Raw genomic sequence first — 21,745 nt, 5'->3', positions numbered from 1 at the left:
GACCGTCCCCTGCCGGTTCTCACGGCGGGGCTCTCGGCGTCAGCCAGTGAGTGAGTGAGTGAGTGAGTGAGTGACCGTACTCAGGACGGCCAGGAGTTCGCGGCCCGGTGGCCCCGGCGGCCTCACCGGCGGCTTCCTCGAACCCGACCGCTCCTTCCCATGGCCCCACAGTGAACGGCTCCCTGTTCCTCCCGTGCCGCTGGCGTGACCGGGGCCCGATCCGGCGCCCCACGGCCCACAGACGGCCCAGCCCCCCGGCGCACGCGATGGGGCCGCCGGTCACAGACCGACGGCCCCGGAGGCTCGACGCGGCGTGAAACCGCCCTGACCAGCCCTTACAGCACCGGCAGGTTCTTCCGCAGTTCGAACGCGGTGACCTCGGAGCGGTACTCCTCCCACTCCTGCTTCTTGTTGCGCAGGAAGAAGTCGTACACGTGCTCGCCCAGTGTCTCGGCGACGAGTTCGCTGCGCTCCATGAGGGCGATGGCCTCGCCGAGGTTCTGCGGCAGCGGCTCGATGCCCATGGCGCGGCGCTCGGCGTCGGACAGGGCCCACACGTCGTCGTCGGCACCCGGCGGGAGCTCGTAACCCTCCTCGATGCCCTTGAGTCCGGCGGCGAGCAGCACGGCGTACGTCAGGTACGGGTTCGCGCCCGAGTCGATGGAGCGGACCTCGACGCGGGCGGAGCCGGTCTTGCCGGGCTTGTACATCGGGACTCGGATCAGGGCCGAGCGGTTGTTGTGACCCCAGCAGATGTACGAGGGGGCCTCGCCGCCGGCGCCGGCGGTGCGGCCGCCGCCGCCCCAGATGCGCTTGTAGGAGTTGACCCACTGGTTGGTGACGGCGGAGATCTCGGCGGCGTGCTTGAGCAGGCCGGCGATGAAGGAGCGGCCGACCTTGGACAGCTGGTACTCGGAGCCGGACTCATAGAACGCGTTGCGGTCGCCCTCGAAGAGGGAGAGGTGCGTGTGCATGCCGGAGCCGGGGTGGTCGGAGAACGGCTTCGGCATGAAGGTCGCCTGCACGCCCTGCTCCAGCGCCACCTGCTTCATGACGAGCCGGAACGTCATGATGTTGTCGGCCGTGGAGAGCGCGTCGGCGTACCGCAGGTCGATCTCCTGCTGGCCCGGGGCGCCCTCGTGGTGGCTGAACTCGACCGAGATGCCCATGGATTCGAGCATGGTGATCGCCTGGCGGCGGAAGTCCATGCCTACGTTCTGCGGGGTGTGGTCGAAGTAGCCGGAGTTGTCGGCCGGGGTGGGGCGTGAGCCGTCGAGCGGCTTGTCCTTGAGGAGGAAGAACTCGATCTCGGGGTGCGTGTAGAAGGTGAAGCCCAGGTCCGAGGTCTTGGCCAGGGCCCGCTTCAGCACGTAGCGCGGGTCCGCGAACGACGGGGAGCCGTCGGGCATCAGGATGTCGCAGAACATCCGCGCGGTGCCGGGCGCCTCGGCGCGCCAGGGCAGCACCTGGAAGGTCGACGGATCGGGCTTGGCGATCATGTCGGACTCGTACACACGGGCGAAGCCCTCGATCGCGGAGCCGTCGAAGCCGATGCCCTCGTCGAAGGCCTGCTCCAGCTCCGCCGGGGCCACGGCCACCGACTTCAGGAAGCCGAGGACGTCCGTGAACCACAGGCGGACGAACCGGATATCCCGCTCCTCGAGCGTCCGGAGCACGAATTCCTGCTGCTTGTCCATCTTCCGATTCCACCCATCCTTGCTGGTCAGGCCGCCTGCGTCCGCGCCCTGCGGGACACCGTCGGCAGGCTCCTGAGCATCCCACCACATCACCGTTTCATGCGCGTTGCCGACCATGATCGACTGGCTGACCCGGGCCCGAACATCGTGCGAACGGCAGATGTATACGACTCTGTGCCCATAGTGCCTGCTGGGGCCCCTCGTCCCATAGTCCCTGCCGCCCGGAGCACCGGCTACACGGCATGGCAACGGCCCCCCGCTCCCCACTACGATCAGCGGACCCGTTCAGCCGTCCCGTCCCTTTCCCAGAAGGACTCACCATGGGTTCCGCCAAGAACACCGGCTCCGCGACGCGCAAGGCCCGGATAGAGGAGATGCGCCGCGCCGACCGCTCCCGCGAGCGTCTGCGCCGTGTCCTCGTGATCGTGGTCAGCGCCGTCGTCGTCGTGTGCCTCGCCGGATTCGGGGCGTGGGCCCTCATGAAGGGTGACGACGCGAAGGGCGGGACGGACGCGAAGCCGGCGGCCGGGTCGTTCAGGACCGGCTCGGACGGTGTGAAGACCTGGTCGGGGAAGCTGGCCCGCAATCACGTCGCGAAGAAGGTGACGTACCCGATGACGCCGCCGGTGGGCGGGGACCACAATCAGGTCTGGATGAACTGCAACGGCGACGTCTACAAGAAGCCGATCCCGAACGAGAACGCGGTGCACGCCCTGGAGCACGGCGCGGTCTGGGTGACGTACACCGACAAGGCCGACCCGGGCGACGTGCAGAAGCTCGCGGCGAAGGTCCGCCGGACGCCGTACTCGCTGATGAGCCCGGACCAGGACCAGAAGGACCCGATCATGCTGAGCGCCTGGGGTCACCAGCGGACCGTGAAGAGCGCCACCGACCCGGACGTGGCCTCGTTCTTCTCGACGTTCGTCCAGGGCAAGCAGACCCCTGAGCCGGGTGCCGCCTGCACCAACGGCCTGTCCCAGTGAGGCGCGCGGCCTGGATCGCGCCGGCCGTGGCGGCGGTGCTCGTCGCGGGCGGGGCGGTCACGTACGCGGTCGCCGACGGGGACGGCGGCGGTTCGTCGGCCGTTCGGGTGCCGGGCGCCGAGTCCGCCGACGCCGGGTTCGCGCGGGACATGGCGGTCCACCACCAGCAGGCCGTCGAGATGTCGTACATCGTGCGCGACCGCACCGATGACGAGGAGGTGCGCCGCCTCGCCTACGACATCGCGCAGACGCAGGCCAACCAGCGGGGCATGCTGCTCGGCTGGCTCGACCTGTGGGGGCTGCCGAAGGTGTCGGCGAAGCCGCCGATGTCCTGGATGGGCATGGGTGACATGCCGCCGGGACAGGACGGCGCGCTGATGCCGGGCATGGCCACGAACACACAGCTCGACGAGCTCCGCAAGGCGAACGGCAAGCGGGCCGAGGTGCTGTACCTCCAGCTGATGACCGCGCACCACAAGGGCGGCGTCCATATGGCCGAGGGGTGCGTCGAGCGCTGCGGGGTCGGGGTGGAGAAGCGGCTCGCGGCGGGCATGGTCGCCTCGCAGAAGTCGGAAATCGACCTGATGGCGGGGATGTTGAAGGACCGGTCGTAGGCAGGGGGAACCCCAGGGGAACCTCAGGGGGACCCCCACTCCGGTCACGTACCGCCCCAAATCGCCCTCGGATGGCGTTCCTTGGGCTCTTCTTGGCGCTTCCATTCCCCTTGCATGAACGGTTCGGCGCAACAGTGATCAGTTGCGTGCGCAGGTCGACCCGGTGCACGCGCATCACAGTCGCCACACGCGACGAACCACATCGCAGGGGGTTGTATGAGATCCACCCGTGCCGCGGCCCGCGCCGGGCTCAGCCTGGCAGCGACACTGCCACTGCTCGCCGGCGCGCTCGCCATCGCAGCACCCGTCGCCCAGGCCGACCCGAACCCGAGCGCCCGCGACGCACTGACCGGCACCAAGCCGCTGTGGGCAACGGCCAAGGCCGACCAGGGTGCCGCGTCGAACAGCTCCACCGTGCACGCCCGCGTCTACCTCGCGGGGCGTGACGCGGCGGGCCTCGCGGCGTACGCGAAGGCCGTGTCCGACCCGCAGTCGGCGTCGTACGGCAAGTACCTCAGCGCCAAGCAGGCCCAGGCCCGCTTCGGCGCGACCAAGGCCCAGATAGCCGAGGTCACGAAGTGGCTCGAGTCCTCGGGCCTCACCGTGACCGACGTCAGCAAGCACTACATCTCCGTCTCGGGCGAAGTCGCCGCCGCCGAGAGGGCGTTCGGCGCCCAGCTGCACAACTACGCCAAGGGCAAGCACACCTACCGCGCGCCCGCGGCCGCCGCGACGGTGCCCGCGTCCCTGAACGGCGCGGTCCTCACCGTGACCGGCCTGGACAGCGCGCCGCACAAGGCGGACCACGACGAGACGCTGCCGCCGCCGGACGCCGTGTTCCACAACGCCGGCCCCTTCTCGTCGTACTACGGCTCGAAGACGGCGAGCACCGCGCCCTCCGCCTACGGCCAGAAGGCCCCGTACGCGGTGAAGGGCTACACCGGCAAGCAGCTGCGGGCCGCCTACGGCGCCGGCACGAAGACCGGCAAGGGGGTCCGCGTCGCCATCACCGACGCGTACGCCTCGCCGACCATCGCGAAGGACGCGGCCACCTACGCCAAGCGCAACGGTGACGCGGCCTACCGCAGCGGCCAGTTGAAGCAGGTCCTGCCCGCGGACTACACCAAGACCGAGGAGTGCGGGGCGTCCGGCTGGTACGGCGAGGAGACCCTCGACGTCGAGGCCGTGCACGCCGTGGCTCCCGCGGCCGACATCACCTACGTCGGCGCCGCGTCCTGCTACGACGACGCGCTGCTCGACTCGCTCGGCAAGATCGTCGACGGCCACCTCGCCGACATCGTGTCGAACTCGTGGGGCGACATCGAGGCCAACCAGACCCCCGACCTCGCCGCCGCGTACGACCAGATCTTCCAGTACGGCGCGATCGAGGGCATCGGCTTCTACTTCTCGTCCGGCGACAACGGCGACGAGGTGGCGCACACCGGCACGAAGCAGGTCGACGTGCCCGCCAACTCGGCGTGGGTGACGTCGGTCGGCGGTACGTCGCTGGCCGTCGGCAAGGGCGACAAGTACCAGTTCGAGACCGGCTGGGGCACGCTCAAGGCCAACCTGTCGGCCGACGGCAAGAGCTGGGTCGCCTTCCCCGGGGCGTACACCTCGGGTGCGGGCGGCGGCACCAGCAAGACGGTGAAGCAGCCGTTCTACCAGAGCGGTGTCGTACCGAACTCGCTGGCACGCGCCAACGGCGGCTCGCAGAAGATGCGTACGGTGCCGGACATCTCCGCGGTGGCCGACCCGAACACCGGCTTCCTCGTCGGCCAGTCGCAGACGTTCCCCGACGGCTCGCTCAAGTACGACGAGTACCGCATCGGCGGCACGTCGCTGGCGGCGCCCGTCATCGCGGGTGTGCAGGCGCTGGTCCAGGAGGCCCGCGGCGGGCACGCGCTCGGCTTCGCCAACCCGGCGATCTACGACCGCTCCGGTTCGAAGATCTACCACGACGTGACGGACAGGCCGAACGGCCATGACCTCGCGGTCGTCCGTGTCGACTACGCGAACGGGTTCGACGCGGCCGACGGCCTGCTGACCTCCCTGCGCAGCCTCGGCAAGGACAGCTCGCTCAAGGCCGTCCGCGGCTACGACGACGTGACGGGTGTCGGCTCGCCGGCACCGGGCTATGTGACGTCCTTCGGCCGTCGCTGACCCGAGAAGAGCGGCGCCCGTCCCGGAACATCCCCGGGACGGGCGCCGCCCTCAATTCCTCTCCATTCCCTACTGCTTGACGATCCTCAGGTCGTCGCACCAGCCGCTGCCCTTACCGGTGCGGGTGTAGCAGTAGAGGGTCGCCGAGGTATTGGTGGCGCCCGTGGTGAAGGTGATGCTGCCGGTGCGCCAGCCGAACGCGCTGAAGGCCGGAATCCGGGTCTCGGACCCGCCGAAGTTCTTCACTCCCACGGCGAGTTGGGTGTCGTACGCGTCGACGCGCCCCCAGCCGGAGAGCGTGTACGTGGTGTTCGGCGCGACGGTGATCTTCTGCTCGGCCGTGCTCGGGGTTCCTGAGACACGCAGGCTGGAGCCGCCCCCGTGCGGATTCGCGGTGTCGGCCGCGACGGCCCCCGAGGGCACCCAGGGCGAGACGCCCGTCTCGAAGCCGGGGTCGGCCACCAGGTTGGTCCCGCCCGAACAGGCGGCGTCGTCGAACGCGGAGGCCTGGTGGGCGCCGATGTCGGGACGGCAGGCGACGGGCGCGGGAGCGCCGAAGTAGTCCTTGCCGCCGGAGCCGGTGGTGACCTGCCCGGCGCCGCGCGCCGGGGATCCGGCCTTCAACGCGTACCCGGCGGGATCGGCGGAGCCCGGGTCGGCGAGGAGCGGGTCGGCGGTCACCTTGCCGGGGTCGGCGGGCTCGGACGCCGGGTGGTTGCCGTACATGACGTTGTTGCGCCAGGTGTGCTCGGCGGGCTTGCCGCCGTAACCGCCGGTGCCGAGGTTGTAGAAGATGTTGTTGCTCCACAGCGTGGTGGACGCGCCACCACTGCTCTCCACGACCGACGTGGTGGAACCGGCCCCCATGTAGAAGGTGTTGTCGAGGATCTGGGCGGCCGCGTCGCCGACGGCGTACAGGATGCGCGAGCCGTCGTTGACGGAGAGGTTGTAACGCGCGACCGTGCCCGCCGTGTCGGCGCCGCCTCCGCAGGCCCCGCACAGCAGCAGGAAGCCGCCCTCGTTGTCGTGGCTGTAGTTGTACTGGAAGAGGGCGCCGCGCGTGCCGAAGTCGGCGTCGAAGGCCATGCCGTCGTTCATGCCCGCCTTGCGGCGCACATGGTGGACCTCGTTGTACTGGAAGACGGTCCCGTCACTGTTGATGGTCCACAGGCCCGCGTTGTTGCCGGCCGAGCGCATCCAGATGTCGTAGGCCTCGTTGTGCTCGGCCAGCGCGTCCCGGGTCACGCGGACGACCATGCCGTCGCCGCCGATGTCGTGGATCTTGTTGCCGCGGAACACGACCCGCGTGCTCGCCGTCCACGCGGGACCACTGGTGCAGCCGTAGATGGCGCGGCAGGCCCAGCTGGACTGCGTGGTCAGGCCCTCGCGGTCGACCTTGTAGATCTCGCTGTTCTCGACGAGTACGTCGTCGAAGCGGGTCGGCGTCACCGTGCCGGAGACTCGGAACTGGATGCCGTTGCTGCTCTTGGTGTCGCCGCCGTTGACGTCGTGGACGTAGACGTCGTCGAGGACGTAGTGGGTGCCGGTGCCGTGGTCGGCGAGCTCGACGAGGATGCCGTTGCGCTCGGCGTCCGTGGCGCCCTTGTTGGTGACCTCCAGACCACGGATCTCCCACTGCTCGACGTTGAGCAGATGGACGGCGGCGTAGACCGTGCCCCCGCCCTCGATCGAGGGCCGAGCGCCGCCGGAGCCGTAGGGGGCGACCCTGACGGGGGCGGCCGCGGAGCCCGATCCGGTGGGCTTGAGCTGGCCGCGGCAGGTGGCTCCGCGCTTGAAGTAGAGCCGGTCGCCGGGCCCGTAGGTGACGGCGTTGGCCGCGGCGAGGCTGTTGTAGGGCGCGGCGAGGCTGCCGTCGCCGTTCGCGGCGGCGGAACAGTCCACGTAGTAGGGGGTGCTCGCGGACTGTGAGGGGTGGGGCGGATGGCCGGGGTGCGCGGACCCGGCGGCCTGGGCTCCCGGCGGGGAGACGAGGGCGGATGCGGCGAGCGCGAGACCGGCCGCGAGCGTGGTGCAGGCTCTTCGGAGCCGGGATGTAACCGGTGCCATTCTTACTCCTGGGAATAGGAGAGGAGTCCGGCAAGTACCGTGCCCAGCAAGGCGGTTGAGGTCAATGGGTCAGACGGGAAACGGTTACATTCACTAGCCGCACCCCCACCCCCGACGCCCCCGACGCCCCTCGGACGAGCCAAGCCCGCCCCCTCAGGCGAGCCGGGCGAGATCCTCCCGCCGAAGCCGCCCCAGCAGTTCCTCACCGCGCGCGAACCGCTCGGCCTCCTCCACGGCGTACAGCCCCAGCCGGCGCACCTCACTGCCCTGCGCGCCCGCCATGTGCGGGGTGACCAGGACGTTGGGAAGGGTGAGCAACGGGTGCCCCGGGGGCAGCGGTTCGGGGTCGGTGACATCGAGAAACGCGTCAAGCCGGCCGGCGGCGCACTCACGGGCCAGCGCCTCGGTGTCGACGAGCGAGCCCCGGGCCGTGTTCACGACGACACCCCCGTCCGGCACGAGCTTCAGCATCTCCTCCCCCAACAACCCACGCGTCTCCGGCAGTTGGGGCGCGTGCACGCTGACGATGGAGCTGCGCCGGCACAGTTCGGGCAGGCTGACGAGTTCGGCACCGAGGGCGGCGGCGTCGGCCTCGGTGACGTACGGATCGGTGAGCAGGATCCGGTACCCGGCGTCCGAGGCGCGGAGCCCGGCGATGACGCGGCGGCCGATGCGGGAGGCGCCGATGATCCCGACGACGCGGCCGTCGGCACCTTCGCGCCCGGTGAAGCCGGGCCAGCCGCCGGAGTAGCGGGCGGCGACGGGCAACGCCTTCTTCGCGGCGAAGGTGATCGCGGCGAGCGTGAAGGCGACGACGGGACCCGCGTTGGCGTCGGCGGCGGAGGACACGGTGATGCCGGGCCGGTCCCACAGGGCGTCCGAGACGACGGGTTTGACCGATCCGGCGGCGTGCACGACGGCGCGGAGCCGGGGCGCGTGCGCCAGGACGTCCGAGGTGAGCTGAGGGCAGCCCCAGCCGGTGACCAGCAGCTCGACCCCGGAGAGGGCCGCTCGGGCCTCGGGGGTGCCGAGCGGCCCGGTCAGCGGCACGGGCGCGAGGTCGGCGCACCGCCCGAGCCGTTGCCGCAGGTCCGACGGGATGACCCGGTCGAGCACCTCGGCGTCCATGGCCAGTGCCGCGATCGGTCGGTGTGCTGCCACGCGCTACCACCCTCCAGCTGCAGATCTCTAGTAACCGGTTACCTCAGGATGTCAGGAGGCTAGGCCCAACGCTGAGAGATGGTCAAGAGATCTCGGAGACAAGGGGGTTGACCCGGCGTAGTAACCGTTTTAGATTCCCGCTCACCTTGTTCCAACAACGGAGGGGTTTCCGTGCCCACGGTGGCGAAGGACAGGCCCGAGACCGAGGCGGTGAAGCCCCCCGGCACCCCGGGCAGCGGGTCAAAGGCGCACAAACCCAGGCAGGACAGCTTCTGGAAACGGTTTCGGAGCAGCCGCACCTTCCTGCTGCTCATGCTCCCGGGCCTGGCCTACTTCCTGCTGTTCCACTACGGCGCCTTCGTCGGCAACGTCGTGGCGTTCAAGGAGTACGTCCCGTTCGACGGCCTCTGGGCCAGCCCGTGGGTGGGCTGGGAGAACTTCACCCGGATGTTCGGCGACGCCGACTTCTGGCACGCGACGTGGAACACCTTCTACATAGCGGTGCTCCAGCTGACGTTCTTCTTCCCCGTCCCCCTGGCCATCGCCCTGCTCCTGCACAGCCTGACGTCGGACTTCCTGCGCCGCTTCGTGCAGTCCGTCGTCTACCTGCCGCACTTCCTGTCCTGGGTCATCGTCGTCGCGCTTTTCCAGCAAGTCCTGTCCGACACAGGCTTGTTGAACTCGTTCCTGGGCGACTCGGGGATCCACACGGTCGACATCATCGGCAACCCGGACGCGTACCGTCCGCTGGTGGTCGCCGAGGTGGTCTGGAAGGACGCCGGCTGGGGCACGATCATCTTCCTCGCGGCGCTGATGCAGGTCGACGAGCAGCAGTACGAGGCGGCGGCGATCGACGGCGCGGGCCCCTGGCGCCGCTTCTGGCACGTGACGCTGCCGTCCATCCGCCCGATCATCGTGCTGCTCCTGATCATGCGGCTCGGCGACATCCTGTCGGTCGGCTTCGAACAGATGCTGCTCCAGCGCCAGTCGGTGGGCCCCGAGGTGGGCGAGGTCCTGGACACGTTCGTCTTCTGGCAGGGAATCGTCGGCGGCGACACCGGATACGCGGCAGCGGCGGGCCTGTTCAAGGGCCTCGTGGGCGCGGTGCTCGTCTTCACCGCGAACCGGGTGGCGCACAAGCTGGGTGAGCAGGGGATCTACAGATGACCACAGCCATGAACACCAAGAACCCCACGCGCCCGGCCTGGAAGGAAAATCCGAAACCAGTCACCCAAGCAGCCAAAGCGGTAGCGATAGCAGTCGTCCTGGCCCTGGTCCTGATCCCGTTCCTGGTGATCATCTCCACGTCACTGGCCTCGAACAGGGAAGTAGTGGCCAACGGCGGCTGGGTCCTGTGGCCCACGGACCCGACGCTGCGCGCGTACCGCAACATCCTCAGCGGCGGCATCGTCACCAAGGCCTTGGGCGTCAGCATCGGCGTAACCCTGACAGGCACCCTGGCCTCCCTGGCCTGCACCTCCTTCCTGGCCTACGCACTCAGCCGCCCAGGAGTCCTGGGCGGCAAACCGATCCTCCTGATCATCCTCTTCACCTTCCTCTTCCCCCCGGGCATGATCCCGGCGTTCCTCCTGGTCAAGGGCCTGGGACTGCAGAACATGTACGCGGCCCTCATCGCCCCCGTCCTGATCAACGTCTTCAACCTGGTCGTCCTGCGAGGCTTCTTCCAGGGAATACCGGAAGAGCTGTACGAGGCGGCGCGCCTGGACGGTGCGGGCGACTGGACGGTGTTCTGGCGGATCGTGCTCCCGCTGTCCAAGGCGGCCCTCGCGGTGGTCGGCCTGTTCTACGCGGTGAGCTACTGGAACGCCTGGTTCAACGCCTCGATCTACCTGGAGTCCGACCACTGGCCGCTCTCCCAGGTCCTGCGCACCTATGTGATCGGCGGCGCGCAGATCAGCGACACGGGTCTCAGTGAGGCCGGCATGGTCTCGGCCCCGCAGACGACGCAGATGGCGGTCCTGGTGATCGCCACCGTCCCGATCCTCCTCGTCTACCCGTTCCTCCAGAAGTACTTCACCAAGGGCGTGCTCACCGGCGCCGTCAAAAGCTAGCCAGCTGCCCACCTTTCCCGAAGGGGTCCACTCACGTGTCCGGTTCCTCGATGTCGCGTCGCACCCTGCTGCGCTCCATAGCCGTCGGCGGCGCCGCCCTGGCCGCCCCGTCCTTCCTCACCGCCTGTTCCACCGACTCGGGCGGCGGCGCCTCGGTCTCCAACGCGGGCAAGAAGGCGGCCGCGTGGCCGACGTACACCCCCGCCACCGGCGCGAAGCCGGACCTGGCGGCCACCGCGGAGGGCGTCCAGGCGGGCTACACCACGTACCCCGCGAAGCTGGTCAAGGCCGTCGCCGAGAAGCCCGGTACGGGCAAGGAGAAGATCAAGGTCCTCTCCATCACGTACGGCACCCCGCCGAAGCCGGCGGCGCAGAACAAGCTGTGGGCGGCGATCAACGAAGCACTCGGCGTGGACGTCGAGTTCACCGTGGTCCCGGACGCGGACTTCCGCACCAAGATGGCGACGCTGTTCGCGGGCGACGACCTGCCGGACATCATCAACATCGGCGGCGGCTACGTCCTGCCGCGCGAGGCGCAGTTCGTGAAGTCCCGCTGCGAGGACCTCACCGAGTACCTGTCGGGCGACGCGGTGAAGGACTACCCGAACCTGGCGGGCATCCCGACGTACGCCTGGCAGGGCATGGGCCGGATCTCGGGCCGGATCTTCGGAGTCCCGGTGGAGCGCCCGAAGCCGCAGGACACGATGTACTTCAACGGCCAGGCGTTCGCAAAGGCGGGCTACAAGCCGGGCATGTCGGCGGAGGACTTCGCCGCAATGGCAAAGGAAACAACAACGCGCAAAACCTGGGCCCTGGGAGCATCCTCCACCGCCTACTTCGGCTACAAAACACACGCCACGTGGCACGGGGCGCCGAACCAGTGGCGCATCAAGGACAACAAGGCGACGTTCTTCGCGAGCACGGACGAGTTCAAGACCACGCTCGAGTTCATGTCGAACCTGCGCAAGGCCGGCGTGTACTACCCGGAAGCAACATCCGTCTCGCAGGTGGACCTGAAGACACAGTTCTGGAACGGCACGGTCCTCTCGATGACCGACGGCTTCCTCTCGTACCCGGGCTCGGCACAAGGCATCAAGAACGCCTTCGACCTGGACGCGCTGGTCCCCTACACCCCCGAGGGCACCACACCCGGTTACCAGCAGTCGCAGGGCATCTTCGGCTACACGGTGATCAAGAAGGCATCGAAGGACCGCGTCAAGCTGATGCTGCGGATCCTCGACTACCTGGCCTCACCCTTCGGGACCGAGGAGTACGAGCTGGTGCACTTCGGCCTGGAGGGAACCCACTTCAAGCGGGACAAGGACAACAACCCGATCGCGACACCGCTCGGCCTCCTCGAGTCCAAGGTGAACCTGCCGTTCGTGTACCTGAGCGACGCACCCCAGGTCCTGTACGCGCCGGGCTACGGGGACATCGTCGAACGCCTCCACGCGTGGCAGCAGAAGGTGATCCCGATGATGGTGCCGAACGACCGCTGGGGCCTGCAGTCGGACACGTACAACAAGCAGGGCGCGACGCTCGACCAGATCATCAGCGACGGCGTGACGGCCACGGTCACTGGCCGCCGGAAGGTCTCCGACTGGGACGCCGTGTACAAGAAGTGGCTGAACCAGGGCGGACAGCAGGCACTGGAGGAATTCGCCAAGGAGTACGAGGCGGCGCACTGACCGTACGGCATCGTCCATGATGGTCCGGGGCGGCATCGCCCGCCCCGGACGGGCAAGTTGAGGAGACACAACTGTGGGTGAGCGGGTCACCATCCGTGATGTGGCCGCGCGTGCGGGCGTCTCGGTCGCGACTGTTTCGCGGGTCCTGGCGGGCAACTACCCGACATCGGCGGCCTCGCGCGCCAAGGTCCAAAGAGCGGTCAAGGACCTGGACTACGTGGTCAACGCGCACGCCCGGGCCCTCGCCGGCGCCGGACGCAAGACGATCGCGGTCCTGATGTTCGACGTGGTCAGCTCGTTCTACGCGGCCGTGGCGCAGGGCGTGGAGATGGAAGCGGCCCAGCACAACAGACTCACCCTGGTCTGCTCGACGGGCGGCGACCCGGCCCGCGAGCTGGCCCTGGTCCAGATGATGCGCGAGCAGGCGGCAGAGGCCGTGGTCCTGGTCGGCGGGGTCATCGAGGACGACGAGTACCGCGAGCGGATGGCCCACTACGCGGAGGCACTCGCGGCGGCGGGCTCGCGCCTGGTCCTGTGCGGCAGACCGGCCCCGGCACCCGACGTCCCCGCACTGGTCGTGGAGTACGACAACGGAGCGGGCGCACACGCGATCACCAGCCACCTGCTGGGCGCAGGCCACCGAAAGATCGCGATGATCGGCTACCAGCCGGGCAACACCACGGGCGAGGACCGCGTGACGGGCTATCTCAGGGCCCTGGACGACCACGGGGTCCCCCGCTCGGACGCGATCCTGCACGGCATCGGCTTCGGTCAGCACCACGGCTACGAGGCGATGCGGGACCTGCTCGACAAGTGCAACGGCAAGCCGGACTTCACGGCGGTCTTCGCGGGCGACGACCGCGTGGCGGCAGCGGCGATCCGCGCACTGGCGGAGGCGGGCCTACGGGTCCCCGAGGACATCTCGGTGGTCGGCTACAACGACGACCCGGTGGCAGCAGACATCACCCCCGGCCTCACCACGGTGCACATCCCGGCAGCGGAAATGGGCCGCACGGCCGTAAGACTGGCCCTGACAGGCACGTCTCGCCCGGGCCAGCAACGCCACCTCCTGGGCACACACATAGTGATCAGAGACAGCGTCCGCCCCCACCACCACTGAGCGCGCCGTACGGACAAGGCCCGGCGCCGGGTAAGGGACAGCCCACCGAACGACCGCCCGCGCACGAGACGCGGCCCGGAAGACAGCGAGTCCCACCGGCGATCAGCCGCGTACGAGACGGGAGGGGACGCGGGGGCATGTGCGCGCGGAGCCACCAGCACCACGTACAGGCAATCAACTAGCTGGCGGCAGCCCGTAGGACAGCGAGCACGTACATGCCCCCGCGGCCCCGCACCCGACGACACAACGGCCACCGACAACCCGCACCCAAGAACGCACACCCACCCACCACCCGTCCACTCCACAGATCAAGACGACATCGCGTCAGTCAGACGATTAAACTGACCCCGTGCCTCAACTACGTCTCGCACTGAACCAGATCGACTCGACCGTCGGAGATCTCGCCGGGAACGCCGAGGCGATCATCCGCTGGACCAAGCACTCCGCCGAACAGGGAGCGCACCTGGTCGCGTTCCCCGAGATGGTCCTGACCGGCTACCCGGTGGAGGACCTCGCCCTGCGCGAGTCCTTCGTCGAGGCATCCCGCCGGGAACTGACCGCGCTGGCCGAGCGCCTGGCCGCCGAGGGCCACGGCGACCTGCCCGTGGTCGTCGGCTATCTGGACCGCTCGGAGAAGGCGCAGCCGAAGTACGGCCAGCCCGCCGGCGCCCCCCGGAACGCCGCCGCCGTCCTCCACGACGGCCGCGTAGCCCTGACGTTCGCCAAGCACCACCTCCCGAACTACGGCGTCTTCGACGAGTTCCGCTACTTCGTGCCGGGCGACACGATGCCCGTGATCCGCGTACGCGGAATCGACGTGGCGCTCGCCATCTGCGAGGACCTCTGGCAGGACGGCGGCCGCGTCCCGGCCACGCGCTCCGCCGGCGCCGGCCTCCTGATCTCGATCAACGCGTCGCCGTACGAGCAGAAGAAGGACGACACACGCCTGGACCTGGTGCGCAAGCGCGCCCAGGAGGCGGGCTGCACGCTGGCGTACGTCGCCACGATCGGCGGCCAGGACGAGCTCGTCTTCGACGGCGACTCGATCGTGGTGGACGCGGCGGGCGAAGTGGTGGCCAGGGCACCCCAGTTCGCGGAGGGTTGTGTGGTCCTGGACCTGGACCTCCCGGCGGCCGAGCCGGACGCCCCGACGGGGACGGTCGACGACGGCCTGCGCATCGACCACCTGACGATCTCCGAGGACCACGTCCCGGCGTACGAGCCGGAGCTGACCGGCGGCTACGCGGACCGCCTGGACGACGACGAGGAGGTCTACTCGGCACTGGTCGTGGGCCTGCGCGCCTACGCCGCGAAGAACGGTTTCCGCTCGGTGCTGATCGGCCTGTCGGGCGGCATCGACTCGGCGCTGACGGCGGCGATCGCGTGCGACGCGCTGGGCGCGCAGAACGTGTACGGCATCGCGATGCCGTCGAAGTACTCGTCGGACCACTCCAAGGGCGACGCGGCGGAGCTGGCCGACCGTACGGGCCTCAACTTCCGTACGGTCCCGATCGAGCCGATGTTCGACGCGTACATGGGGTCGCTGGGCCTGACGGGCCTCGCGGAGGAGAACCTCCAGTCAAGGCTGCGCGGCACGATGCTGATGGCGGTCTCCAACCAGGAGGGCCACATCGTGCTCGCGCCGGGCAACAAGTCCGAGCTGGCGGTGGGCTATTCGACCCTGTACGGCGACTCGGTGGGCGCATACGGCCCGATCAAGGACGTGTACAAGACGTCGGTCTTCCGGCTGGCCGAGTGGCGCAACCGGGCGGCGGCGGAGCGCGGCCAGACTCCCCCGATCCCGGAGAACTCGATCACGAAGCCGCCGAGCGCGGAGCTGCGCCCGGACCAGGTGGACACGGACTCGCTGCCGGACTATCCGGTGCTGGACGCGATCCTGGCGATGTACGTGGACCGGGACAAGGGCGCGGACGCGATCGTGGCTGCCGGGTTCGACGCCGACCTGGTGACGAAGACGCTGCGGATGGTGGACACGGCGGAGTACAAGCGGCGCCAGTACCCGCCGGGCACGAAGATCTCCGCGAAGGGCTTCGGCAAGGACCGCCGCCTGCCGATCACGAACAGGTGGCGGGAGTCGGCGCAGTAGTCACCGCGCCCAACCCCAACCCCCAAAGCCCGGCAACAACCCCGGAGCCCACCCGTCACGTCACCGACGACGAGTGGGCTCTCCCGCGTCCGAAGCCGAAACGGCGTCGGGCAGATGCGAGGCCACGAGGAGCCCACGCCCCGTCGTGGCGGAAGCGGCAACGGCCCGGGAGCGACGCAGGTCGACCCCGTAGGCAACTCCGGCGACCCCGATCCCGAGGACGGCGAGCGCGGCCCCGGCGACCGCGGGGGACGTGAGCCCGAACCCGGCGGCGAGGGCGAGCCCGCCGATCCAGGCGCCGCCGGCGTTGGCGAGGTTGAAGGCGGCCTGGTTGGCGGAGGACGCGAGGGAGGGCGCGGCGGAGGCCTTCTCCATGACCATGAGCTGGAGCGGCGACCCGGTGACGAAGGCGGCCGTACCGAGCAGCACCACAGCGACCGAGGCGCTCCACTCGGCACGCATCAGCACAGGGAACAGCGCCAGCACCACACCGAGCGAGACAAGCCCACCGAACAGAGTCCCGCGCAGGGACCGGTCGGCGAGCCGTCCGCCGAGCAGGTTCCCGGCGGTGGCGCCGACGCCGAACAGGGCGAGCAGCAGCGTGACACTGGCCTCCGCGAACCCGGCGGCGCCGGTGAGCATCGGCGTCACATAGCTGTACGCGGCGAAGAGCGCGCCGAACCCGGCGACGGTGGTGGCGAGGGAGAGCCACACGGGCAGGGAGCCGAGCGCCTTGAGCTCACCGCGCAGCCCGCCGGTCTCGCCGTGGCCGTGGTCGGCGGGAACGAGCAGCAGGAGTGCGGCTATCGCGGCGAGCCCGATGGCGCTGACGGCGAGGAACGTGGCGCGCCAGCCGAGCTGCTGGCCCATGAGCGTGGCGATGGGGACGCCGATGACGTTGGCGACGGTGAGCCCGAGGAACATCAGGGACACGGACCGGGCCTTGCGCTCGGGCGCGACGAGCGAGGTGGCGACGACGGCGCCGACGCCGAAGAAGGCGCCGTGCGGCAGCCCGCTGACGAAGCGCGCGGCCATCAGGAGGTGGTAGTCGGGCGCGGCGGCGGACACGGCGTTGCCGGCGACGAAGAGCACCATGAGCGCGACGAGGACGCGCCGGCGGGGCATGCGCGCGGTGAGGGCGGCGAGGAGCGGGGCGCCGATGACGACGCCGAGGGCGTACGCGGAGACGAGGTGACCGGCGGAGGGGATGGAGATGTGCAGATCGTCGGCGACGTTGGGCAGGAGGCCCATCATCACGAACTCGGTGGTGCCGATGCCGAAGGCGCCCACGGCGAGGGCGAGCAGGGCCAGGGGCATGAAGAAGAGACCTTCCACGGGAAGACGAGCGGGAGACACGAGAATCCGTAAGTTTACGTGCGGAACAAACTCTCCCGTGCCAAGTATTCCGTGAGGTGAGGCCCCGGTTTCCATCGAGTCAACAACGGGTGTGGAGTGCGAACCCGGAGGTCAGGACCGGGTGAGATCGACCTTCGCCGCGATCGGCAGATGGTCGCTGCCGGTCTCGGGCAGGGTCCACGACGTGACCGGCTCCACACCCTTGACCATGATCTGGTCGATACGGGCCATGGGGAACGACGCGGGCCAGCTGAACCCGAAGCCACTGCCGGCGGCACCCTGCGTGGAGCGCATCTGCGACGTCACGCCGTTCAGCGCGCGGTCGTTCATCGTGCCGTTGAGGTCGCCGAGCAGGATGACCTTGCCGAGCGTCTCGTCGGCGATGGCCTCACCGAGCGCGTCGGCGGAGGTGTCGCGCTGGCTGGCGGTGAACCCGGCGTGCAGCTTGACCCGGACCGACGGCAGGTGCGCGACGAACACGGCGACGTCACCCTGGGGCGTGGCGACCGTGGTGCGCATGGCGCGCGTCCAGCCGAGCTGGATGTCGACGGGCCGCGTCGCGCTCAGCGGGTACTTGCTCCACAGGCCGACGGTGCCGGCGACGGAGTGGTACGGGTACGTCTGCGCGAGCGCCTTCTCGTAGACGGGGACGGCGTCGGACGTCAGCTCCTCCAAGGCGACGACCTGCGCCCCGGAGGCGGCGATCGTGTCGGCGGTGCCGGTCGGGTCGGGGTTCTCCGCGTTGACGTTGTGTGTGGCGACGGTGAGGTCGCCGCCGCTCGCGGTCTTGTCGGTGAGGAGCCCGCCGAAGAGGTTGAGCCAGACGATGCCCGGGACCAGTACCGCGATCAGGGCCGTCGCGGACTTCCGCACGACGGCCAGGACGAGCAGGACCGGCACGAACACGCCGAGCCAGGGAAGGAAGGTCTCGGTGAGGGAGCCCAGGTTTCCGAGGGTGTTGGGGATCTGGGCGTGGAAGAGCATCACGAGCGCGACCAGAACGGCCAGCACCGCGAGGCCCGCCCCGCGGCGCCAGATCCCCCGGTCGCGCCACCCGCCGGTCAGGCGGCGCAGCGGGTCTCTGGAAGGCTGGTGCCCCGAGCCGCCGCCACCCGTTTGCGTCCTGAACCCCTGCGCCATACCGTCGTCGCCTCACTGCCCTGCCGTGCACACCGACCTCGCCCTGAAACCCTAGGGGATGATCGGCGCCGTCCTCGCCGTCCACGACGGCCGTACGGGCACGAGGACGAAAGCATGGGCGCCCGGGGTTCCGGATCAGCGGTGCGCACGGGGCCTCTGTGACGAAACGCGCATATTCAGTCCGGTGGGCGCAATCCGGCGAGCGCGCAGTCGACGATCCGCTCCGAGAGGTCGTCGGCGAGCGGCGCGTCGGGCCGGATCATCGTGCGCAGCAGCATCGGCCCGACGATGAAGTCGTTGGCGAGCTCTATGTCGACGTCGGCACGCAGCTCACCGTTCTCGACGCCGCGCCGCAGCACGTCGAACATGACGCGGCGGCGCGGCTCGATCACAGTGGCGTGGTACGCGTCCCAGAGCTTCGGCAGGCTCTTCATCTGCGCGAAGACGTTGTGCAGCAGGGCCGAGGAACGGAGGGACACGCCGCGTCTGCGCAGGTGCTCCAGGAGGCTGATCAGGTCGTCGCGCATGGAGATGCCCGGCAGTTCGGGCTCGGGCTCCTCCATGATGCGCAGGACCTCGACGAAGAGCTCCTCCTTGCCGGACCAGCGCCGGTAGATGGTCGCCTTGCCGACTCCGGCGGTGCGGGCGATCCGCTCGATGGACAGCTCCGTGAGCGGGACACCGTCCTCGATCAGCTTGAGGACGCCCTCGACGATGGCCCGCTCGACGGCCTCGCTGCGCGGGCGCCCCCGCACCGCGCGCCCCGCATCCACGTCCACGACCACTCCGCCTCTCCGCCTTCCCGCCGCCCGGTGTAGCGGCGATTGTCTCAGCAGGTCACCGACCTGCCCGGACAGGTGCCGTCAGCGACTCACCCTGACGGTCTCCTCGGTGCTCTCCTCGGCCGCCGTCCCCGGCGGGCGTCCCGGCAGGAACAGGACGGTGACGACGGCGCTGACGAGCGCGATCCCGGCCCCGCACAGGGCGGTCACGTGCATGGCGTGCAGGAAGGAGTCGTTGGCCGCGCCGACCAGCGCGTCGCCGCGCGGGCCGAGCTTCGCCGCGATGCCGAGGGTGGCCTCGATGGACTCGCCGGCCGTGTGCCGCAGTCCGGCGGGCAGCAGGCCGAGCTTGTCCTCGATGCCGCTGCGGTACGCGGTGGACAGCACGGAACCGAGTACGGCGATACCCAGGGCGCCGCCGACCTGCCGGAACGTGTTGCTGAGCGCGGACGCGGAGCCCGCCTTCTCGCGCGGCAGGGCCTGCATGATGACGACGCTGGTGGGGGTCATGACGTGTGCCATGCCCGTACCCATGAGGAAGAAGATGACTTCCAGGATCCAGATGGGCGTGCCCGCGTCGAGGATCGTGAACGCGGCGAGCATCGCGGCGAGGATCACCAGGCCGCCGGTCGTCGTGGCGCGCACTCCGAAGCGGTCGACGACGAGCCGGGCGCGCGGCGCGAAGATCAGCTGGGCGGCGGCGAGCGGCAGCATCAGGAGGCCGGTCTGCAGCGGCGAGTAGCCGCGCACGCTCTGGGTGTAGAAGACCGAGAAGAAGGTGACGCCCATCAGCGCGAAGAAGACGAGCGCGATGGCGGCGATGGCCGCGGAGAACACCTTGTTCTTGAAGTACGTGATGTCGATGGACGGGTGGTCGCTGCGCTTCTCGTACAGGACGAAGCCGACGAGGACGACGAGTCCGGCCACGCTGGTCAGGAGGACCGCGGGGTCCGTGAAGTCGGCGAGCTGGCCGCCCTTGATGATGCCGTAGACGAGCAGCACGAGTCCGACGACGGAGAGGGCGACGCCCACCAGGTCGATACGGCCGGGGTTGGGGTCGCGGGAGTCCGGCACGAGGGCCAGCATCAGGACGACCGCGATGATCACGATCGGCACGTTGACCAGGAAGACCGAGCCCCACCAGAAGTGGTCGAGGAGCAGGCCGCCGGTGATGGGGCCGATGGCGATGGCGATGCCGACGCCGCCCGCCCAGATGCCGATGGCCTTGGGCTGCTCGTCGCGCTCGAAGACGTTCATGAGGACGGCGAGCGTCGCGGGCATCACGAAGGCCGCGCCGATGCCCATGATCGCCCGGAAGATGATGAGCTGGAGCGGCGAGCCGGACTCGGCGGCGAGGGCGGAGCCGAGGCCGAAGACGACGAGGCCGAAGACCAGCACCTTCTTGCGCCCGAGCCGGTCGCCGAGCAGACCCGCGGTGAAGAGCAGTCCGGCGAAGACCAGCGTGTAGGCGTTGATCGCCCACTCCAGCTCGCCCTGCGTGGCGCCGAGGCCCGTGGGGGCCGGGGTCGAGATCGTCTTGATCGCGACGTTCAGGATGGAGTTGTCGAGCACGACGATCAGCAGGCTGAGCATCAGCACGCCTAGGATCGCCCATCGGCGGCGGTGCACAGCCTCCGGTATGCGCGGCGGTGCGGGAACGGCAGGAGTGGTCATAAGGCTCAGCCTAAGCGCATTTCGATACGAGACCGTCTCGTATTGGAAGTCCTTAGGAAGACTTTACGAACCCGGCGGGCGACCCGCTCGCGGGGTGACCCACCCGGTACCCACCCCTCTAGCCATTCCTCGGCACGCGGTGCCACCATGGAGGGGATCCGGGGACGCCGTAAGGGTGCCTCGAGACAACAGAAGGAGCCGTTGCGATGACGCAGCTCTCGGCTGCCCAGAACACCCCCGACAGCAGCAGCAAGGCGCTGTACGGGGGCAAGAGCAACCGGCGCATCACGGTGCGCGACATCACGCTCGCCAAGGAACGCGGCGAGAAGTGGCCCATGCTCACGGCGTACGACGCGATGACCGCGTCCGTCTTCGACGAGGCCGGCATCCCGGTCATGCTCGTCGGCGACTCCGCCGGCAATTGTCACCTCGGGTACGAGACCACCGTGCCCGTCACCCTCGACGAGATGACGATGCTCTCGGCCGCCGTCGTACGGGGCACCAAGCGCGCCCTCATCGTCGGTGACCTCCCCTTCGGCTCGTACCAGGAGGGCCCCGTACAGGCCCTGCGGTCCGCGACGCGCCTGGTCAAGGAGGCCGGGGTCGGCGCCGTGAAGCTGGAGGGCGGCGAACGCTCGCTGGCCCAGACCGAGCTGCTCGTGCAGTCCGGCATCCCGGTCATGTCCCACCTGGGTCTCACCCCGCAGTCCGTGAACACGATGGGGTACCGCGTCCAGGGCCGCGGCGACGAGGACGCGCACCGGCTGCTGCGTGACGCCAAGGCCGCGCAGGACGCCGGCGCGTTCGCCGTCGTCCTCGAACTGGTCCCGGCCGAGCTGGCCGCCGAGGTCACCCGGTCCCTGCAGATCCCGACCGTCGGCATCGGGGCGGGCGCCGAGTGCGACGCCCAGGTCCTCGTCTGGACCGACATGCTCGGCCTCACCGGCGGCAAGATGCCGCGCTTCGTGAAGCAGTACGCGGATCTGCGCGGCGTCATGGGCGAGGCCGCGAAGGCCTTCGCGCAGGACGTGGTCGGCGGAACGTTCCCCCAGGAGGAGCACTCGGTCCACTGACCCGGACCACCTGAACCACAGTGGCACCACAGCAGCTCGTCGATCTTC

The 21,745-nt window shown here is 69.5% G+C and carries 16 protein-coding genes; 9 read left to right on the top strand and 7 right to left on the bottom strand.

Annotated features, from left to right (window positions below; genetic code table 11):
• Positions 1-335: 335 nt before the first annotated feature.
• Positions 336-1,697: a glutamine synthetase family protein gene (locus OG456_RS25915; RefSeq protein ID WP_116503685.1), complete on the bottom strand. Its 1,362-nt coding sequence runs from the start codon at positions 1,695-1,697 to the stop codon at positions 336-338.
• 320 nt (positions 1,698-2,017) lie between these two features.
• Between OG456_RS25915 and OG456_RS25910 the strand changes: the two genes are divergently transcribed.
• The 3 genes from OG456_RS25910 to OG456_RS25900 all read left to right on the top strand — a co-directional run bounded on the left by OG456_RS25910 (position 2,018) and on the right by OG456_RS25900 (position 5,457).
• Complete coding sequence (locus OG456_RS25910; protein ID WP_266564933.1) at positions 2,018-2,680, top strand: DUF3105 domain-containing protein; 663 nt, start codon at positions 2,018-2,020, stop codon at positions 2,678-2,680.
• Entirely contained in the window at positions 2,677-3,294 is a 618-nt protein-coding gene (locus OG456_RS25905) for a DUF305 domain-containing protein (RefSeq protein WP_266564932.1), read from the top strand. The genes OG456_RS25910 and OG456_RS25905 overlap by 4 nt, the downstream gene beginning before the upstream one ends.
• Before the next feature lie 216 nt (positions 3,295-3,510).
• Positions 3,511-5,457 carry a protease pro-enzyme activation domain-containing protein gene (locus OG456_RS25900; protein WP_266564931.1) on the top strand — a complete coding sequence of 649 codons (1,947 nt, stop codon included), beginning with the start codon at positions 3,511-3,513 and terminating at the stop codon, positions 5,455-5,457.
• Positions 5,458-5,526: 69 nt separating this feature from the next.
• Here the strand turns inward: OG456_RS25900 and OG456_RS25895 are convergent, their stop codons facing one another.
• On the bottom strand, positions 5,527-7,524 hold the full coding sequence (locus OG456_RS25895) for a carbohydrate binding domain-containing protein (RefSeq protein ID WP_266564930.1): 1,998 nt from the start codon (positions 7,522-7,524) through the stop codon (positions 5,527-5,529).
• Positions 7,525-7,677: 153 nt separating this feature from the next.
• Positions 7,678-8,652 carry a hydroxyacid dehydrogenase gene (locus OG456_RS25890; RefSeq protein ID WP_266569433.1) on the bottom strand — a complete coding sequence of 325 codons (975 nt, stop codon included), beginning with the start codon at positions 8,650-8,652 and terminating at the stop codon, positions 7,678-7,680.
• Positions 8,653-8,997: 345 nt separating this feature from the next.
• On the opposite strand from OG456_RS25890, the gene OG456_RS25885 reads away from it, so the two are divergent.
• From OG456_RS25885 to OG456_RS25865, 5 genes are all read left to right on the top strand, one after another.
• Entirely contained in the window at positions 8,998-9,852 is an 855-nt protein-coding gene (locus tag OG456_RS25885) for a sugar ABC transporter permease (RefSeq protein ID WP_266569432.1), read from the top strand.
• On the top strand, positions 9,849-10,757 hold the full coding sequence (locus OG456_RS25880) for a carbohydrate ABC transporter permease (RefSeq protein ID WP_266564928.1): 909 nt from the start codon (positions 9,849-9,851) through the stop codon (positions 10,755-10,757). Before OG456_RS25885 ends, OG456_RS25880 begins: the two co-directional genes overlap by 4 nt.
• Positions 10,758-10,807: 50 nt before the next feature.
• Entirely contained in the window at positions 10,808-12,445 is a 1,638-nt protein-coding gene (locus OG456_RS25875; RefSeq protein WP_266564927.1) for a sugar ABC transporter substrate-binding protein, read from the top strand.
• A 73-nt stretch (positions 12,446-12,518) separates the two neighbouring features.
• Complete coding sequence (locus OG456_RS25870; RefSeq protein WP_116502401.1) at positions 12,519-13,565, top strand: LacI family DNA-binding transcriptional regulator; 1,047 nt, start codon at positions 12,519-12,521, stop codon at positions 13,563-13,565.
• A gap of 349 nt (positions 13,566-13,914) precedes the next feature.
• A complete protein-coding gene (locus OG456_RS25865) occupies positions 13,915-15,672 on the top strand; it encodes an NAD+ synthase (protein WP_266564926.1) in 1,758 nt (585 codons plus the stop codon).
• Between the two features lie 60 nt (positions 15,673-15,732).
• On the opposite strand, the gene OG456_RS25860 is transcribed toward OG456_RS25865, so the two are convergent.
• The 4 genes from OG456_RS25860 to OG456_RS25845 form a co-directional block, all read right to left on the bottom strand.
• The gene (locus OG456_RS25860; protein WP_266564925.1) at positions 15,733-16,989 is read right to left on the bottom strand and encodes an MFS transporter; all 1,257 of its coding nucleotides are present in this window, start codon (positions 16,987-16,989) and stop codon (positions 15,733-15,735) included.
• 150 nt (positions 16,990-17,139) lie between these two features.
• Positions 17,140-18,168, bottom strand: a complete 1,029-nt coding sequence (locus tag OG456_RS25855; RefSeq protein ID WP_266564924.1) for an endonuclease/exonuclease/phosphatase family protein — start codon at positions 18,166-18,168, stop codon at positions 17,140-17,142.
• Positions 18,169-18,344: 176 nt separating this feature from the next.
• Positions 18,345-18,947, bottom strand: a complete 603-nt coding sequence (locus OG456_RS25850) for a TetR/AcrR family transcriptional regulator (protein WP_323136354.1) — start codon at positions 18,945-18,947, stop codon at positions 18,345-18,347.
• An 84-nt stretch (positions 18,948-19,031) separates the two neighbouring features.
• Entirely contained in the window at positions 19,032-20,624 is a 1,593-nt protein-coding gene (locus tag OG456_RS25845; RefSeq protein WP_266564921.1) for an MFS transporter, read from the bottom strand.
• Between the two features lie 206 nt (positions 20,625-20,830).
• Here OG456_RS25845 and panB point away from each other — a divergent pair, with 206 nt between their 5' ends.
• Entirely contained in the window at positions 20,831-21,697 is an 867-nt protein-coding gene (gene panB / locus OG456_RS25840) for a 3-methyl-2-oxobutanoate hydroxymethyltransferase (protein WP_266564919.1), read from the top strand.
• Positions 21,698-21,745: the final 48 nt, after the last annotated feature.

The sequence above is a fragment of the Streptomyces sp. NBC_01446 genome (assembly GCF_026340095.1).
GTDB lineage: Bacteria > Actinomycetota > Actinomycetes > Streptomycetales > Streptomycetaceae > Streptomyces > Streptomyces aureus.
The sequence above is the reverse complement of the archived record's forward strand: the minus strand, read 5'-3'. Positions and strand labels throughout refer to the sequence as shown.

Excerpts from the sequence above, each read along its gene's own strand:
- OG456_RS25910 (WP_266564933.1), top strand. The coding sequence starts at position 2,018 with ATGGGTTCCGCCAAGAACACCGGCTCCGCGACGCGCAAGGCCCGGATA.
- OG456_RS25880 (WP_266564928.1), top strand. The coding sequence starts at position 9,849 with ATGACCACAGCCATGAACACCAAGAACCCCACGCGCCCGGCCTGGAAG.
- OG456_RS25890 (WP_266569433.1), bottom strand. The coding sequence starts at position 8,652 with ATGGACGCCGAGGTGCTCGACCGGGTCATCCCGTCGGACCTGCGGCAA.
- OG456_RS25885 (WP_266569432.1), top strand. The coding sequence starts at position 8,998 with ATGCTCCCGGGCCTGGCCTACTTCCTGCTGTTCCACTACGGCGCCTTC.
- panB (WP_266564919.1), top strand. The coding sequence starts at position 20,831 with ATGACGCAGCTCTCGGCTGCCCAGAACACCCCCGACAGCAGCAGCAAG.
- OG456_RS25900 (WP_266564931.1), top strand. The coding sequence starts at position 3,511 with ATGAGATCCACCCGTGCCGCGGCCCGCGCCGGGCTCAGCCTGGCAGCG.
- OG456_RS25915 (WP_116503685.1), bottom strand. The coding sequence starts at position 1,697 with ATGGACAAGCAGCAGGAATTCGTGCTCCGGACGCTCGAGGAGCGGGAT.
- OG456_RS25845 (WP_266564921.1), bottom strand. The coding sequence starts at position 20,624 with ATGACCACTCCTGCCGTTCCCGCACCGCCGCGCATACCGGAGGCTGTG.
- OG456_RS25895 (WP_266564930.1), bottom strand. The coding sequence starts at position 7,524 with ATGGCACCGGTTACATCCCGGCTCCGAAGAGCCTGCACCACGCTCGCG.
- OG456_RS25875 (WP_266564927.1), top strand. The coding sequence starts at position 10,808 with ATGTCGCGTCGCACCCTGCTGCGCTCCATAGCCGTCGGCGGCGCCGCC.
- OG456_RS25860 (WP_266564925.1), bottom strand. The coding sequence starts at position 16,989 with ATGCCCCTGGCCCTGCTCGCCCTCGCCGTGGGCGCCTTCGGCATCGGC.
- OG456_RS25855 (WP_266564924.1), bottom strand. The coding sequence starts at position 18,168 with ATGGCGCAGGGGTTCAGGACGCAAACGGGTGGCGGCGGCTCGGGGCAC.